Here is a 15199-nt window from a genome sequence, read left to right as displayed (position 1 = left end):
TTCGCTGAATATGTTGTTGATTCGTCGCAAGATGGTAGTTTTAGAGCTTTTGCTTTAAAAATAGAAAACACTGTAAACGGTAAATTCAGGATAAAAAATAAATAAAAGCCAAATTTAAAGCATAAAAAACCAGAAAAGTGGTTAGACCACTTCTTTTTTCAGCGCACGACTGTGTTGTTAAATTTGTGTTTTGATGCACAAGTGTGCGCTTAAAAAACTCGCATTATTGTACGCTGAAAATGTTGAAAGGATTTATTGATCTAAGATAGGCAAAACGGCAGGCAACAAAAAGGGCTGGATAACCAGCCCTTCAAATAGTGAGGATAGCGTCAGTGCTTAGAAGCTGCGGCTGTACTGTAGACCCACAAGAATAGCATCCGCGCGAGTGGTTGCGGTTAATGTAGATACGTTGTCGAACGGCAGTCCTGCTGGAGCCGGAGTTGACTCGCTCACAGATACATCATCGCCCATCAGGTAAGTAAAACCAAAGTCGATGTTGGAGGCAGTATCTATGTGGTAAGTGAAGCCCGCAGAGAACCACTGGCGATCGGAATCCGGTACAGATACTGAAGTCAGTGAATCCTGAGCGCTGGTGTCATACATGTAACCAGTACGCAATGTCCAATCATTGTTTAGGTAGTAGGTACCACCGATCGCGTAGTGCCAACCATCTTGCCATTTATAATCTTTATCGTATGAACCTGAGGCGCCACCAATAGGAGATGCTTGAGCGTCTAAATCACGGAATTTGATCTGATCAAATGCTCCCCAACCAATGTATTGGATTGAGTAATGCACTGCGAACTTGGTGTCTTCAATTTTGTGGTAACCAGAGAACTCGGCAATATCGGGCAGAGGTAGGGTGATTTTTTGACCGTGATCATCTTTGGCTTCAAATTCAGGGCTGTAATGGTAAGCAAAGCCAAAGCGATTGTTCTCGTCCAGCTCAAACACGGTACCAAGGTTAAATCCGACAGCCAAACCATCAGCTTTATCTATATTCAGGGCATTTTCAGCAGCGCCGAACACTCCTGGGTTACCACGCTTCATCGTGCCTTGAGCATAGATAAGATCTAAACCGGCACCAAAACTCCATTGCTGATTCAGGCGGTATGAACCCGCTAGACCAAAGTTAAAGCTTTTCACATCGGTTAGACCACCGTATTCGCTGGCTACATAATCGTCTTCAAATTCAGTTTTAGTACCGAAGTTTGTGTAAGCGTTGACACCCCAAGCAAATTGGTCGTTCACTGGCACGATTAGGTGGATATTAGGCGCAATAGATGTAGAACCGACATCATCTGTATCAGCTACATCAACGTTAGTTGGAGCGCCGCCACCAAGGACTGGTAAATTGTTTGTGTACTTAGCATCTTTCACTTCAATCATTGAAGTAATGCTTTCAAAACCTAACGACAGTTCCATTTTGTCAAATAGAGCCATTGCTGCTGGGTTACGTGCCATTACAGATGCGTTATCGGCAATAACAGCGTCACCAGCAAATGCACGGCCGATACCGGTTGCTGATTGTGCGTTAAGTTGGAAACCAGCAGCCATAGCTTGCTGAGAGGCGATTGAGGTTGTTGCGATTGTCACTGCTAACAGTGTCTTTTTAAACAGACGCGAGTTGTTCATGGTGCTTTTCCTTTTTAGTCGCCTCTTATACGGGCGCTGTTTTTTGAGCAAATGCTCAGTTGGGGCTGATATTAGTCTGAAGTATAGAATATAGAAATCCGACCATTGGCTAATATGATGATAAAATTATGGAAATGATGGGTAACAGGCGAGAAAATGCTGTGAAAATCGTCATTTTAGAGTTTGTACTCTATTTTTATGTGGCAGTTTTACTAAACACCATGCACATTCGGGCATAAAAAAAGCCTGAATGAGAAATTCAGGCTTTAATGTCGCAAAGTTGGCTTAAATTGCCATAGGTTTGATGATGTTCATGATGCTTTTGGCAATAGCGGTGACATCTTCGCCTTTTTCGCCCACCACAATCAAACTGCTGTCACCAACCGGCTCAACGACCCCCGACATCCCTTGTTGAGTGAAGTCTTGCACGCTGGTGCTGGATATGTTGGTAATAAAGAGCGTGACCTTGCCATGTTTACCGGCAAACACCATGTGCAGAGCATTGGCATTACCAAAACCACAATGGTTAAGGTAATAGACATGATAAGGGAACGACTTCTCTAATTGTTGATCAAATGGCTGCATCTTGGCATTGATTTGCGCCGAACTGACCTGTTCATCTAAATGATCAACAAACGGCTTCTCGGCAATCACATGTTCAATCGCCGTGTCGGCTAAACTGGCTTGTGCGGGCGTGACCAGTACATTTCCCCAGTTAATTTGCCCAACCAGTAAACCAAAGGCGAAGGCAACTGAAGCGGCCATTGCCATGCTACGCTTAATAAAGTTAGGTCTGATGACGTTAGTCGGCTGTTGTGAGCTTTGATGAAAGAGAATGCGATCAGCAAGATCATCAGGCACATCGACATTCATCGCTTTTGCGATTTTTGCGTCAAGTTCATTGATGTCATCAACAAATTTGCTATGGCTTTCGTTGGCTCGCATCGCATCGACGATGTCACTGCTCCTATGTTTAGGATCGGACATGATTCGACGGCGGAATTCTAACTCATCCATTGTGCGCTCCTTTATGATTCTCTGCTGACTCCATCATCTCTTTGAGTTGATTACGTGCTCTAAAGAGGCGAGTCATCACGGTATTTTTATTTAGCTCTAAGATTTGACCAATTTCATCGCCACTAAAACCTCCAACCACTTGTAAAAACAGTGGCTCGCGGTAATCAACTTCAAGCTTCATGATTTGCGCGTGGATCCATTCTGTTTGATGGTGCGCATCGTCACTTACTTTGGCGTCATTACTGTGATCGTCAATATCAACCAAATCAAATTGTTTACGTTCGAAGCGGCGGGCATTTTCGCGGCGCAAGATAGTGATCAGCCAAGATTTAGCTGCCTTTTCATCTTGTAAGCTATCGAGTGACTTCCATGCCCGCAGGCAGGTTTCCTGTACCAAATCTTCGGCAATGGTTGGATCTTTACACAACCAATAGGCGTAACGATACAAGTCACGGTGATAGGCGCGTACCAGCGCTTCGTATTTTCTTTGTCTGTCCATATCAGAGTCGACCGGACTTTTTGTCTTTTTCTTCCCAAAAATTTCTAAAATTGCCACAAAAGCCTCCAACAAGGGGTTTGGGATTAGGTCGAGATGACTTCAAAAGAGAGGATTGAGAAAAACAAGCCATTTTGCGCGAGTTAATGTCAATTAGCTGACGATATGGTCAAAAATCGCATCAAAAATTGATCTAATTCAAAAACCATAACAATCCAGCGGTTATAGTACATCTTGTCATCTAGTTAGTGTTTCACTAACGAGTTGAGCAAGATGACACTTCCTTTTGAAGGCTGACTTTACTTTCTCCTAATCAGGAAACTGATTATTTCAATTGGCGTGAGTTAATTGCTTTATACATTCCAACCACACAGTATTGTGTGGTTTTTTTTTGCCTAAATTTGGCGACCTCACAAACCTATCGCCCTAAATATAGCCAAATTTTACTTGGCGACAACTCTTATTTTTCATTTAGTTAGCAATTCTCTCGCTTCGTAAATCACGTTTATTTAAACAGGTGTTTGATTGATTTAACAAACCCATTACAATAATTCTGGTCAGACCTCTAAATGAACTAAAATAAGTCATAGATAACAAGCTTGTTTTGGTTGGCACTTATTGTAAGGAGAAACAATGGGTAAGCAGGAAGTAACCACTCGCAGTGGCGAGCGAGTCGCGATAGTTGCCGGGCTACGAACGCCGTTCGCGCGTCAAAGCACCGAGTTTAGCCAAGTCCCTGCCATTGATTTAGGCAAGATGGTGGTGAGTGAAATGCTCGCTCGTAGCGATATTGATGCCAAACTGATTGAGCAAGTGGTGTTTGGTCAGGTGGTACAGATGCCTGAAGCGCCAAATATCGCCCGAGAGATTGTGCTCGGCACAGGAATGAACATTCATACCGACGCTTATAGTGTCACACGTGCTTGTGCAACCAGCTTTCAAGCAGCAGTGAATGTGGCCGAGAGTATTATGGCAGGCACCATTGATGTGGGTATTGCCGGTGGGGCGGATTCGTCTTCTGTCTTGCCAATTGGGGTGTCGAAAAAAATGGCAGCCAACCTGCTTGCGCTGAGTAAAACCAAAACGATGGCGCAAAAACTCCATATTCTAAAATCCTTCTCGCTAAAAGATCTGATGCCAGTCCCACCTGCGGTCGCTGAATACTCGACAGGTTTGTCAATGGGGCAAACTGCCGAGCAAATGGCGAAAAGTCATGGTATTAGCCGTGCAGAACAAGATGCACTGGCGCACCGTTCGCATACGCTCGCTTCGTTAGCATGGCAGGAGGGTAAGATTGCGGGCGAAGTGATGACGGCTTTTCCTGCTCCTTATAAAAAGTGGTTGGCTGAAGACAACAATATTCGCCATGACTCCACCTTGGAGAGCTACGCCAAATTGCGCCCAGCGTTTGACCGTCAGTATGGCAGTGTGACCGCCGCCAACAGTACGCCATTAACTGATGGCGCTGCGGCTGTGATGTTGATGCGTGAAGGCAAAGCGAAAGAGTTGGGCTTAGAGATTTTAGGCTACATTCGCTCGTATGCGTTCTCAGCTATCGGTGTTGAACAAGATATGTTGATGGGGCCATCGTACGCCACGCCAATGGCGCTCGATCGGGCAGGTATAACCCTTAACGATTTAACCTTAATTGACATGCATGAAGCCTTTGCCGCTCAGGCTCTGTCTAACGTCAAAATGTTCGCTAGCGATAAGTTTGCTCAAGATAAGTTGGGGCGCAGCAAAGCGATTGGCGAAATTGATATGGATAAATTTAACGTGTTGGGCGGTTCGATTGCTTACGGTCACCCATTTGCCGCTACGGGGGCTCGTATGATGACGCAAACTCTGCGCGAGCTGAAACGACGTGGCGGTGGCTTGGCATTAAACACTGCTTGTGCTGCGGGTGGTCTGGGTGCAGCGATGATTCTGGAGGTTGAATAATGACGGATCTTAAAGCCTTTAATCTCACCATCGATGAGCAGAACATTGCATGGCTGTGTATCGATGTGCCGAATGAAAAAATGAACACGCTTCAAGCGGCTTTTGCCGATGAAATGGAGTCGGTGTTCGCTGAACTTGAACAGCATAAAAGCGCCCTAAAAGGGTTAATCATTCACTCGGGTAAGCCGGACAATTTTGTCGCGGGTGCCGATGTTCGTATGCTGGATGCTTGTCAGAGCGCTCAAGAAGCGCAGGCGCTCGCAACGAAAGGGCAAGAGATGTTTGAAAAACTCTCTAAGCTGAGCTTTCCCGTTGTTGCGGCGATCCACGGCCCATGTCTCGGTGGGGGTTTAGAGCTGGCTCTGGCGTGTGATTACCGAGTGTGTAGCGATGATGATAAAACGCGTCTTGGTTTGCCTGAAGTGCAATTAGGTCTATTGCCGGGGTCGGGCGGTACTCAACGCTTGCCACGCTTGATTGGATTATTACCGTCGTTGGATTTGATTCTAACGGGTAAACAATTACGAGCAAAGAAAGCGAAAAAGCTTGGGGTCGTTGATGCCTGCGTTGCGCCGACGATCTTATTAGAAGTGGCAAAACAGTTTGTTGAAAGCAAAGACAAAGCCAAGCATAAGGTGAGCACCAAAGAGAAATTAATGGCGCAAACGGGCTTTGGTCGCAAAGTGATTTTTGAACAAGCAGCGAAGAAAACCCAACAAAAAACCCGTGGCAACTATCCAGCCACCGAGGCCATTTTAGAGGTGATTCGCTATGGCTTAGAACATGGTTTCACTAAAGGGCTAGCGTATGAAGCTGAGCGCTTTGGTGAGTTGGTGATGAGCAATGAATCCAAAGCACTGCGTTCGATCTTTTTTGCTACCACAGAGATGAAAAAAGAACATGGTAGCGACGCAGAGCCATCCTCTGTTAAGCGGGTTGCTGTGCTAGGTGGTGGTCTTATGGGCGCGGGGATCAGTCATGTCACGGTAGCGAAAGCTAAGGTGCTGGTCCGTATCAAAGATGTCAGTAATGATGGAGTATTGAATGCGCTTAATTACAACTTTAAGTTGTTTGAAAAGCAGCTTAAACGCCGAATCTTGAGCAAGGCACAATTGCAAAGCAAAATGCAGCAGCTCTCTGGAGGTATCGATTTCATCAGTTTTAATCATACCGATGTCGTGATAGAAGCCGTGTTTGAAGATTTAGCCCTTAAGCAACAGATGGTGGCGGATATCGAGCAAAACGCCAAGCCAGATACGATCTTTGCGACCAATACGTCTTCACTGCCGATTCATCAGATTGCCGAACAAGCTGCACGTCCTGAAAACGTGATTGGCTTGCATTACTTTAGCCCGGTGGAAAAAATGCCATTGGTGGAAGTCATTCCGCATCAAACGACCTCAGATCAAACCATCTCCACTGTAGTTGAGTTGGCACGCAAACAAGGGAAAACCCCAATTGTAGTGAAAGACTGCGCTGGGTTTTATGTAAACCGCATATTAGCACCTTACATGAATGAAGCGGCGCATATTTTACTCACCGGCGAGCCGATTGAACAACTTGATGGCGCGCTACTTGATGCCGGTTTCCCAGTTGGGCCTATCACGTTATTGGATGAGGTAGGGGTGGATATTGGTGCTAAGATCATGCCGATATTAGTCAATGAGCTCGGTCCTCGCTTCCAAGGCCCTGCAGTGTTTGACACCTTACTCAATGATGGCCGTAAAGGGCGTAAAAGCGGCAAAGGCTTTTACACCTACAAAGGGAAAGATAAGCAGGTAGATAAAAGTGTCTATAAGCTACTTAATCTTACCCCTGAGTCAAAAATGGCTAGCCAAGAGATGGCGATGCGCTGTTTGCTACCGATGCTTAATGAGGCGGTTCGCTGTTTGGATGAAGGGATTATCCGCTCACCAAGGGATGGTGATATCGGCGCAATCTTTGGTATTGGCTTCCCACCATTCTTAGGTGGCCCGTTCCGCTATATGGATCAGATTGGTATCGTTAAGCTGGTGGAGATCATGAATGAGCATGCGGCGAAATATGGTGAACGTTTTGCCCCATGCGATGGTCTGCTGACGAGAGCCAGCTTAAATGCCCCATTTTATGATTAGAATTTAGTAGAGCGATATCTGCGCATCATCAAGTTAAAAGCGAGCGTGAAGCTCGCTTTTTTTATGGTTATTCGTGACACAAGAAATTGCAGATTTTGTATGAACACCGTTATGATTACAGAAAATACCGTCACATAAAGGGATACTATGGATGCTCTAGATTTGTTGCTTAACCGCCGCTCGATTGCCCGATTGTCAGCGCCGGCACCAGAAGGTAAAGCATTAGAGAATATTATTCGTGCTGGTTTGCGCGCGCCAGATCATGGCGGTTTAACACCTTGGCGTTTTGTCATCGCTCAAGGAGAAGGGCTGCAAAAGCTCGCGGATATATTAGTTAGTGCTGCAACGGCAGAAAACAGCGATCAAGCGGTGATGGATAAAGTCAGCCAAGCGCCGTTTCGTGCGCCAATGGTGATTACGGTCATCGCCAAAGTGACAGAGCATGAAAAAGTGCCTGCATTTGAACAGCATTTGTCGGCAGGGTGCGCTGCGCAGGCGATGCAAATGGCTGCGGTCGCTCAAGGGTTTCAAGGTTTTTGGCGTTCAGGTAAGTGGATGTTCCATGATGTGGTACGCGATGCGTTTGGTGTGAGCGGAGACGATCAGATCGTTGGTTTTCTCTACCTTGGCACACCGGGTTGCACGCCAATGAAAGTACCAGAGCGTGATTTGGCAAAATTTGTTGAGTTTCTCTAGTCGAACGGTTTTGTCGATATTGAGGTTGGATCAAATAGAAAAGAGCTTGGCATGGCCAAGCTCTTTGGTTTGCGTCGAACGTGGAAGTATTAGTGGATGTTGTAAGCAATCACAAAATCGATAAATAGACGCACTTTCTCTGGTAAATGATCTTTGTGGTTATAAAGCATATAGATATCACGTGGGTTAGCGCTCCAATCTTGCAGCACTTGTACCAAGCTACCATCTTCAATAAATTCACGGATCATCACATCAGGCATCAGCGTAATGCCAAGGCCATCTGAACAAGCACTGCGCACAACATTGAGCGCATTGGCTTGGAAGCGACCATTGTCATTGTTGATAACAGTCTCGCCACTTTCGTTGATAAGCTGCCATTTCTTCAGTGGGTCGCCTTTTAACAGCGAGTGATTATGCAGTTCTTCAGCATGAACAGGGGCGTGATGAGCGCGTAAATATTCAGGGCTTGCAACTAGGATATCTTTTACTGCACTGATTTTTCGTGCGATTAGGCTTGAATCACGCTGCGGGCCGACACGGAAAATAACATCCCATTCGGTTGGGTCGAGTTGATCGGCATGATTGCTGGTGTTCAACTCAATGCTGATATCTGGGTATTGCTGCATGAAGGCATTGAACATCGGCATCATCATGCGTTTAGTCAGATTTGATGGAGATGAAATTCGAATTTTTCCTGCCGCACCGCGACAGTCGTCGGAAATCTCTTCGGTGACGAAAGACAAACGCTGTAATAAAGGTGAACATTCACCGTAGAAGCGTTCACCAGCTTCTGTTAGTGATAGCTTACGCGCATGGCGATTAAGCAACCTTAGGTTCAAAGCATCTTCTAGTGCTTGGATGCGTCGCGTAATGGTTGCAACCGGAATCATGGTTTTTCGTGATGTTGCAGTATAGCTCCCATTTTCGACTACCAGTCGAAACAGGTTTAGATCGTCTAATTTCATCATCTGGACACATTTTTTTACGAATTGGGTTAATTTATATTGAACATCTCGCATAAAGATTGAGACACATCAACAAGTAATGCGATCTTTATCATTTCATACATCTTGTATGCAATAAAGTGAGAGATCAGCATATTTGTATAAATATAGGTTCACGACTATTTTTAAGAAGTTCGATCATTCTACTTATAAATATAACAATAAGTCATAATTATTAAATTTAAGAAGTTGTGTGAGGCATTTCCATGCATAAGATATCAGAGGCTCAGGTCTTGCCGTCAGACCACGCCGGAGCGCAAAAAAAACGCGTATTGTTGGTTGATGACGACCCTATTTTTCGCCGTATTACGACGTCGATTCTGTGCGCCCAAGGCTATCAAGTGTTGGAAGCGGAGAATGGATTAGAAGGATTGCGACAACTTCGTTCGTTTGAACCCGATTTGATTTTATGTGATCTGGCGATGCCGGTACTCAATGGAATCGAGTTTGTTGAAGAGGTGAGCTTAGAATATCCCTCTTTGCCGATGATCGTTGTTTCTGCGACAGAAGAGATGTCAGATGTAGCGAAAGCGCTGCGCTTTGGTATTAAGGATTTTCTCGCCAAACCAATCAGCGACCCCAGCAATTTAATTGATGCGATTGAAAATACATTGGAAGACTCAGATTGTCATGTCGGTGATTCTCGTGACTTCTCTAGCCAATGGTTTCGCGTTGATAGCGGTGACATGCCCGAAGAACAAGAGCTTCATTGGCATTTAGGTCACCTAGAAGATAATCCGAGCGCGGCGAAAGATTTGTTGCATGCGTTATTACCGGAAAAAGACACCTCACAAGGTGATTGGAAATGCAGTTATAGGCTGCTTCAGTCAGCGGATATTATGCCATTAGTGTTCGATTATGCTTGGCTAATGAATGGTCAATTTATTTTCTATCTGGTTGATTCGGATAGTGAATATGGCCATGGCGCTGCGAGCACGTTATTGGTACGAGCGCTGTTCCACGATTATCTACGTAACTTAAAATCCTTTAATGCAGATTTGAAGGATCTGGCTGATTTATTGGAAAAAGGGATTAAGTGTACGGATTGTGCCATGCCCATCCGAGCGATGTTTGGTGTCGCCGATGTCGCAGAAGGGACGATTCGCCTATTACCTGCTGGGTTAGAAGCGAGTTATCGCAGTGGTTCTCGTAGTCAGCAAATTGAAGCGGGTGCGCGTTTAGGCGATAAATGCGTGAAAAACTTCACTACTACAGAGCTTTATATTGATGAGCGTTGTTCGATTAGTTTGAGTCGCTTAGGTGCAAGTAGCTTCTCGTTAGATTTATCGAGAAAAAAGTGACGACTAAATTATAACGTCAAATCTCAAAACACTCCCATGACCAAAGCAGCCTTAGTGCTGCTTTGGTCGTTTTTGGCCTATCAATAATACCCACAAGATTAGTCGGTGTTTGTGCCAAACACATTACGCTATAATTTATTTTAACAACAATGAAACGAGCTGATATCCAAATTGTAACCGAGTATTTTGCGTGGCGATGATTAGGGGTAGGCTTTCTTTTACAAAATAGAGTGTGAGCAATGGCAGACAAAGATTTTAAAGAACCTTATAATATTTATTACTTTCTTGGATTTATCGCAGTGCTTTTAATCCCGACGCTTCCAGCAACATTGACTTGGATTCGCGTATTTAATGGCTATGCGGTTTTCAATTAAATTTGGAGTAAAGCCATCGCTATTCGTCGTTTTTTCTTAAACCTGATTGGTGGCTTAAGTCTGTGCCTAGGTATCTTAGGCATTTTCCTTCCTATTCTTCCTACGACACCATTTATCCTCCTTTCAAGTGCATGCTTTATGCGCAGCAGCCCACGTTTTCATCGATGGCTGAGCGAGCATGACACCTTCGGTCCAATTATTAGCAATTGGCATCTACATCGCGCGGTTTCTCAAAAAGTAAAAAGGCGCGGGGCATTGGTGATGTTCGCCAGTTTTTGCTTTTCGATCTATATCGTGCCGCATGATTGGCTAAAGATTGCGCTGCTAATCATGCTGTTGGCTTTGCTTAGCTGGTTTATTCGCTTACCTGTGATAGAGCACCTTGCTGATAAAGAAGAAAATCACTAAGATTGGCGAGAAGTGTGCCCACATTTTTTGGTGGGCGTTTGTTTTTTCACCCCTACGTTTTTTTCTCGATAGAGGGCTGGAATAATCAGTTTTCGCCCGCCGTAAGCTAAAATGATTACGACGGCGTAGCCAATTTTAAGTAAAGAGTTATGACGACTGAAACTATCTCATTGATCAAAGCGAGCATCAAAAGCATCGCTGATTACCCAAAACCAGGCATTCTATTTCGCGATGTAACTAGCCTATTAGAAGATGCTCAAGCATACCAAGCAACCATTCAGCTTCTTGTCGATAAATACAAAGACATGGGCTTCACCAAAGTGGTGGGTACAGAGGCGCGTGGCTTTTTGTTTGGTGCTCCGCTTGCGTTAGAGCTAGGCTTGGGTTTTGTTCCAGTACGTAAACCGGGTAAGTTACCACGTGAAACTGTCGCGCAAACTTATGAGCTTGAGTACGGTACAGATACGCTTGAAATTCACGTTGATGCTATCAATGAAGGTGACAAGGTGTTAGTGGTTGATGATCTACTAGCGACTGGCGGCACTATTGAAGCAACCACTAAGCTAATTCGCCAACTTGGCGGTGAAGTTGAGCACGCAGCATTCGTTATCAACCTACCAGAGATCGGTGGTGATAAGCGCCTAGAGAAACTAGGTCTGAATATTTACAGCATCTGCGAGTTTGACGGTCACTAATCGGAACGATACATGAGTTATCTTGCCTTAGCGCGAAAATGGCGACCAACTAAATTTAACGAAGTGGTTGGTCAAGCCCACGTATTAACAGCTTTAGAAAATGCTTTAGCACAAAATCGTCTTCACCATGCTTACTTGTTTAGCGGTACGCGCGGTGTGGGTAAAACCACCATCGGTCGTTTGTTTGCTAAAGGTTTAAACTGTGAAACGGGAATTACCTCTACCCCTTGTGGTGAGTGTGATACTTGCCGAGAAATCGATGAAGGTCGTTTTGTAGATCTGCTTGAAATCGATGCGGCGTCGCGCACCAAGGTAGAAGATACCCGTGAACTGCTCGATAACGTGCAATACAAACCGGCACGTGGTCGATTTAAAGTCTATCTCATCGATGAAGTTCACATGCTCTCTCGTCATAGCTTTAACGCGTTACTTAAAACGCTGGAAGAGCCACCAGAGTATGTGAAATTTCTCTTAGCGACGACCGATCCGCAAAAGCTGCCTGTCACGATTTTATCGCGCTGTCTGCAATTTCATCTCAAACCAATCAGTGTTGATGATATTCATCAGCAGCTAGAGCATGTTCTTAGCCAAGAAAAGTTGGAGTTTGAACCGCGCGCGCTCGGTATGATTGCTCATGCTGCAGATGGCAGTATGCGTGATGCGCTGAGTTTGACAGATCAAGCGATTGCGCTTGGTAATGGTCAAGTGAAGTCGGAGTTAGTTCGTCACATGCTGGGTACGCTCGATACTGATCAAGCCTTGCATTTGCTTGATGCGATCAGCTCAAAACAGCCTCAACAAGCGATGGATAGCCTCAGCAATTTGGCCCAGAACGGGGTTGAATGGGACGGTTTACTTAATCAGCTTGCCGCCCAGTTACACCGTATCGCGTTGTACCAAGTACTACCGTCTACACTTGATAAAGCACAGCCTGACGCGGAAAAAGTTGAGTTATTGGCGCGTGCGTTGTCACCACAAGATGTACAGCTTTACTATCAAATCGCATTGAAAGGTCGCCAAGATCTGCCATTTTCACCTTCTGAGCGTATTGGGCTTGAAATGGTTGTGTTGCGTATGATGGCTTTCCGCCCTGTGCAATCTGCCGCGAATATGATTTCGACAGAGGTTCGCTCAGTGCAATCCGCGCCAGCCTCGGCGCCGCAAGTAGCAGCTGCATCTATGCCGTCCCAAGTGCCAGTTGCTCCAATGCAAACGCCAGCTCCTGCTGTACCACAAGTGCAACCGCAATCGGCTCCGCAGTACAATGCACCACCGATGTCAGCTAGTGGCATGCCAGAAGCGATGCCAATGGCGCCAGAGTACGATATAGCGCCGCCAGAAGCTTATTATGATGGTTATGATGCCTCGCCAGCATCAATGGCACATCAAGCGCCGAACTCTGCGCCTGTGCCTTCTGAGCCAACATCAGCACCAGCATCGCAAGAAGCGCCAGCAACACGTCCTTCGTTAGGGGGGTTGCGTCATCAACTGCGCTCTCAGCGTTCGAGCGCGAGCAATCCAGGCGGTGAGCCAAAAAAGGCTAGTGCGACATCTGCAGCCAAGAAAGAATCGGTACTTGATCGTGTTGCTCAAAAACACGCAGGTTCCGCGCAGGTGTCGTCGCTCGAAAATGGTTTACCTTCGGTTCCCGTAGAGGAACAAAAGGATGAAGCCTATCGGTGGAAGCCGACGTCGCCTCAACAGATAAAACAAGAGAAAAAAGAGCTAACGCCAACGCAAATTAAGCAGGCGTTAGAGCATGAAAAAACACCTGAAATGGTGCAAAAGTTGGCGGATGAGTCGATCGAGCAAAATGCTTGGTCAGCCCTTATCGCGAAGCTGGAAACGGCAAAGTTAACTGAGCAGCTCGCGCTCAACTCATATTATGAGAAGAATGATTCGACGATCTCGTTAACATTGCGTCCAGAACAAGCACATTTAAACTCCGACCGCGCACAAGCAGAGTTGTTGGCTGCATTGAATAGCGTGCTAGGTGAGGAGTGCCATTTGAGTGTTGAAATTGGTAGCAAAGGTCAAACGCCTTTGGAACTGCGTGAAGCGCTCTATCAAGGCAAATTACAACAAGCATTTGACAGTTTAGACACCGATCCTCATGTACAATTTATTGAAGCGCGTTTTGCTGCTGTGCTAGATAAAGACAGTGTAAGACCGATTTAATTGCCTCCATTGGATGTGATGATTTGGAGAAGTGAATTAAACGTATGTCGAGCGAGATTAGGGTTGAAGTTACTACTTTTGACCCCATCTAATAATGTAACCACAAGCTAATACTTTACCCCCTACGAGTAGGGGATATGAGTAAACATAATCAGAGAGATAACTATGTTTGGTAAAGGCGGTATGGGCAATCTGATGAAGCAAGCCCAGCAAATGCAAGATCGCATGCAAAAGCTTCAAGAAGAAATCGCAATCATGGAAGTGACTGGCGAATCAGGTGCTGGCCTAGTGAAGATCACTATCACCGGTAGCCACAGCGTGCGCCGTGTTGATATTGACGAAAGCTTGATGCAAGACGACAAAGAGATGCTTGAAGATCTAATCGCAGCGGCATTTAACGATGCAGCTCGTCGTGTTGAAGAAACTCAAAAAGAAAAAATGGCTCAAGTGACTGGCGGTATGCAACTACCACCAGGCATGAAAATGCCATTCTAATCGACAAGGTTAGTTAATGCGCACCAGTCATATGCTGGAGCAATTGATGGAGGCCTTACGTTGTCTGCCTGGGGTTGGCCCCAAGTCGGCTCAACGTATGGCCTTTCATTTGTTACAGCGAGATCGAAAAGGTGGTTTACAGCTAGCGGAATCGCTTAGCCATGCCATGACAGAAATTGGTCATTGCAATGAATGCCGCACCTTTACCGAGGAAGACGTCTGCCATATTTGTACCAATCCGAAACGTCAGGTAAATGGTCAAATGTGTGTGGTGGAAAGCCCTGCGGATATCGCTGCAGTCGAAGCCACAGGCCAGTTTTCTGGTCGTTACTTTGTCCTAATGGGACACCTTTCTCCGCTCGATGGGATTGGTCCAAGTGATATTGGCTTAGATGTACTGGATTACCGTCTACGCCGTGGTGATGTGAGTGAAGTGATTCTTGCCACTAACCCAACGGTTGAAGGGGAGGCTACTGCTCACTATATTGCTGAGCTATGCCGAGAACACCAAGTGGATGCAAGTCGCATTGCTCATGGTGTTCCTGTCGGTGGAGAGCTTGAGTTAGTCGATGGTACGACGCTGTCACACTCACTGCTGGGCCGACATAAAATCTAGTTTTCCTTGATGATGAAAAGCCGCTTTTGCGGCTTTTTTTGTATTCAGAGAAAAGAGCAGGGAATCGAGAAACGAGAATAGGGAATAGAGAGCCGAGAATAGAGCGATCCCCAACTCGCTCGTGCCTCACTCTTGAGGATGACGGTATTCGGTTCGTCATTCTTAAATGTGTGCATTCCCAAAGTTCTATAGCTTAAATTTTGTCATTCCCGAAAGCGACGAAGGAGCG

General features: G+C 45.7%; 14 protein-coding genes. 10 read left to right on the top strand and 4 right to left on the bottom strand.

Going from position 1 to position 15199, the window contains the following annotated elements; translation table 11 throughout:
• Positions 1 to 336: 336 nt before the first annotated feature.
• From RJD38_RS01875 to RJD38_RS01865, 3 genes are all read right to left on the bottom strand, one after another.
• Complete coding sequence (locus RJD38_RS01875; protein WP_065430695.1) at positions 337 to 1635, bottom strand: outer membrane protein transport protein; 1299 nt, start codon at positions 1633 to 1635, stop codon at positions 337 to 339.
• 285 nt (positions 1636 to 1920) lie between these two features.
• Entirely contained in the window at positions 1921 to 2652 is a 732-nt protein-coding gene (locus RJD38_RS01870; RefSeq protein WP_065430694.1) for a DUF3379 domain-containing protein, read from the bottom strand.
• Positions 2645 to 3220: a sigma-70 family RNA polymerase sigma factor gene (locus RJD38_RS01865; protein ID WP_174269681.1), complete on the bottom strand. Its 576-nt coding sequence runs from the start codon at positions 3218 to 3220 to the stop codon at positions 2645 to 2647. Before RJD38_RS01865 ends, RJD38_RS01870 begins: the two co-directional genes overlap by 8 nt.
• Positions 3221 to 3781: 561 nt before the next feature.
• Here RJD38_RS01865 and fadI point away from each other — a divergent pair.
• From fadI to RJD38_RS01850, 3 genes are all read left to right on the top strand, one after another.
• A complete protein-coding gene (gene fadI / locus RJD38_RS01860) occupies positions 3782 to 5089 on the top strand; it encodes an acetyl-CoA C-acyltransferase FadI (RefSeq protein WP_065545144.1) in 1308 nt (435 codons plus the stop codon).
• Positions 5089 to 7203: a fatty acid oxidation complex subunit alpha FadJ gene (gene fadJ / locus RJD38_RS01855; RefSeq protein WP_065545145.1), complete on the top strand. Its 2115-nt coding sequence runs from the start codon at positions 5089 to 5091 to the stop codon at positions 7201 to 7203. The genes fadI and fadJ overlap by 1 nt, the downstream gene beginning before the upstream one ends.
• Positions 7204 to 7350: 147 nt before the next feature.
• Positions 7351 to 7899, top strand: coding sequence for an NAD(P)H nitroreductase (locus tag RJD38_RS01850; protein ID WP_005600214.1), 549 nt, complete (start codon positions 7351 to 7353; stop codon positions 7897 to 7899).
• Between the two features lie 89 nt (positions 7900 to 7988).
• Here the strand turns inward: RJD38_RS01850 and RJD38_RS01845 are convergent, their stop codons facing one another.
• A complete protein-coding gene (locus tag RJD38_RS01845) occupies positions 7989 to 8864 on the bottom strand; it encodes a LysR family transcriptional regulator (protein WP_005600213.1) in 876 nt (291 codons plus the stop codon).
• Between the two features lie 245 nt (positions 8865 to 9109).
• On the opposite strand from RJD38_RS01845, the gene RJD38_RS01840 reads away from it, so the two are divergent.
• The 7 genes from RJD38_RS01840 (at position 9110) to recR (ending at position 14970) form a co-directional block, all read left to right on the top strand.
• Positions 9110 to 10204, top strand: a complete 1095-nt coding sequence (locus tag RJD38_RS01840; RefSeq protein ID WP_005600212.1) for a response regulator — start codon at positions 9110 to 9112, stop codon at positions 10202 to 10204.
• 239 nt (positions 10205 to 10443) lie between these two features.
• Complete coding sequence (locus RJD38_RS01835) at positions 10444 to 10578, top strand: hypothetical protein (protein ID WP_005600211.1); 135 nt, start codon at positions 10444 to 10446, stop codon at positions 10576 to 10578.
• Positions 10579 to 10593: 15 nt separating this feature from the next.
• The gene (locus RJD38_RS01830) at positions 10594 to 10986 is read left to right on the top strand and encodes a YbaN family protein (RefSeq protein WP_156785333.1); all 393 of its coding nucleotides are present in this window, start codon (positions 10594 to 10596) and stop codon (positions 10984 to 10986) included.
• 149 nt (positions 10987 to 11135) lie between these two features.
• On the top strand, positions 11136 to 11681 hold the full coding sequence (apt, locus tag RJD38_RS01825; RefSeq protein WP_065545147.1) for an adenine phosphoribosyltransferase: 546 nt from the start codon (positions 11136 to 11138) through the stop codon (positions 11679 to 11681).
• 12 nt (positions 11682 to 11693) lie between these two features.
• Entirely contained in the window at positions 11694 to 13859 is a 2166-nt protein-coding gene (dnaX, locus tag RJD38_RS01820; protein WP_065545148.1) for a DNA polymerase III subunit gamma/tau, read from the top strand.
• Between the two features lie 165 nt (positions 13860 to 14024).
• Positions 14025 to 14354, top strand: coding sequence for a YbaB/EbfC family nucleoid-associated protein (locus tag RJD38_RS01815; protein WP_005600207.1), 330 nt, complete (start codon positions 14025 to 14027; stop codon positions 14352 to 14354).
• 16 nt (positions 14355 to 14370) lie between these two features.
• Positions 14371 to 14970, top strand: coding sequence for a recombination mediator RecR (gene recR / locus RJD38_RS01810; protein WP_005600206.1), 600 nt, complete (start codon positions 14371 to 14373; stop codon positions 14968 to 14970).
• Positions 14971 to 15199 lie beyond the last annotated feature (229 nt).

The organism is Vibrio scophthalmi, assembly GCF_040869025.1.
Taxonomy (GTDB): domain Bacteria; phylum Pseudomonadota; class Gammaproteobacteria; order Enterobacterales; family Vibrionaceae; genus Vibrio; species Vibrio scophthalmi.
Note: the sequence above shows the minus strand (reverse complement) of the source record. Positions and strands in the feature narration are given on the sequence as shown.

Excerpts from the sequence above, each read along its gene's own strand:
- RJD38_RS01875 (WP_065430695.1), bottom strand. The coding sequence starts at position 1,635 with ATGAACAACTCGCGTCTGTTTAAAAAGACACTGTTAGCAGTGACAATC.
- RJD38_RS01870 (WP_065430694.1), bottom strand. The coding sequence starts at position 2,652 with ATGGATGAGTTAGAATTCCGCCGTCGAATCATGTCCGATCCTAAACAT.
- fadI (WP_065545144.1), top strand. The coding sequence starts at position 3,782 with ATGGGTAAGCAGGAAGTAACCACTCGCAGTGGCGAGCGAGTCGCGATA.
- fadJ (WP_065545145.1), top strand. The coding sequence starts at position 5,089 with ATGACGGATCTTAAAGCCTTTAATCTCACCATCGATGAGCAGAACATT.
- RJD38_RS01850 (WP_005600214.1), top strand. The coding sequence starts at position 7,351 with ATGGATGCTCTAGATTTGTTGCTTAACCGCCGCTCGATTGCCCGATTG.
- RJD38_RS01845 (WP_005600213.1), bottom strand. The coding sequence starts at position 8,864 with ATGAAATTAGACGATCTAAACCTGTTTCGACTGGTAGTCGAAAATGGG.
- RJD38_RS01840 (WP_005600212.1), top strand. The coding sequence starts at position 9,110 with ATGCATAAGATATCAGAGGCTCAGGTCTTGCCGTCAGACCACGCCGGA.
- RJD38_RS01835 (WP_005600211.1), top strand. The coding sequence starts at position 10,444 with ATGGCAGACAAAGATTTTAAAGAACCTTATAATATTTATTACTTTCTT.
- apt (WP_065545147.1), top strand. The coding sequence starts at position 11,136 with ATGACGACTGAAACTATCTCATTGATCAAAGCGAGCATCAAAAGCATC.
- dnaX (WP_065545148.1), top strand. The coding sequence starts at position 11,694 with ATGAGTTATCTTGCCTTAGCGCGAAAATGGCGACCAACTAAATTTAAC.
- RJD38_RS01815 (WP_005600207.1), top strand. The coding sequence starts at position 14,025 with ATGTTTGGTAAAGGCGGTATGGGCAATCTGATGAAGCAAGCCCAGCAA.
- recR (WP_005600206.1), top strand. The coding sequence starts at position 14,371 with ATGCGCACCAGTCATATGCTGGAGCAATTGATGGAGGCCTTACGTTGT.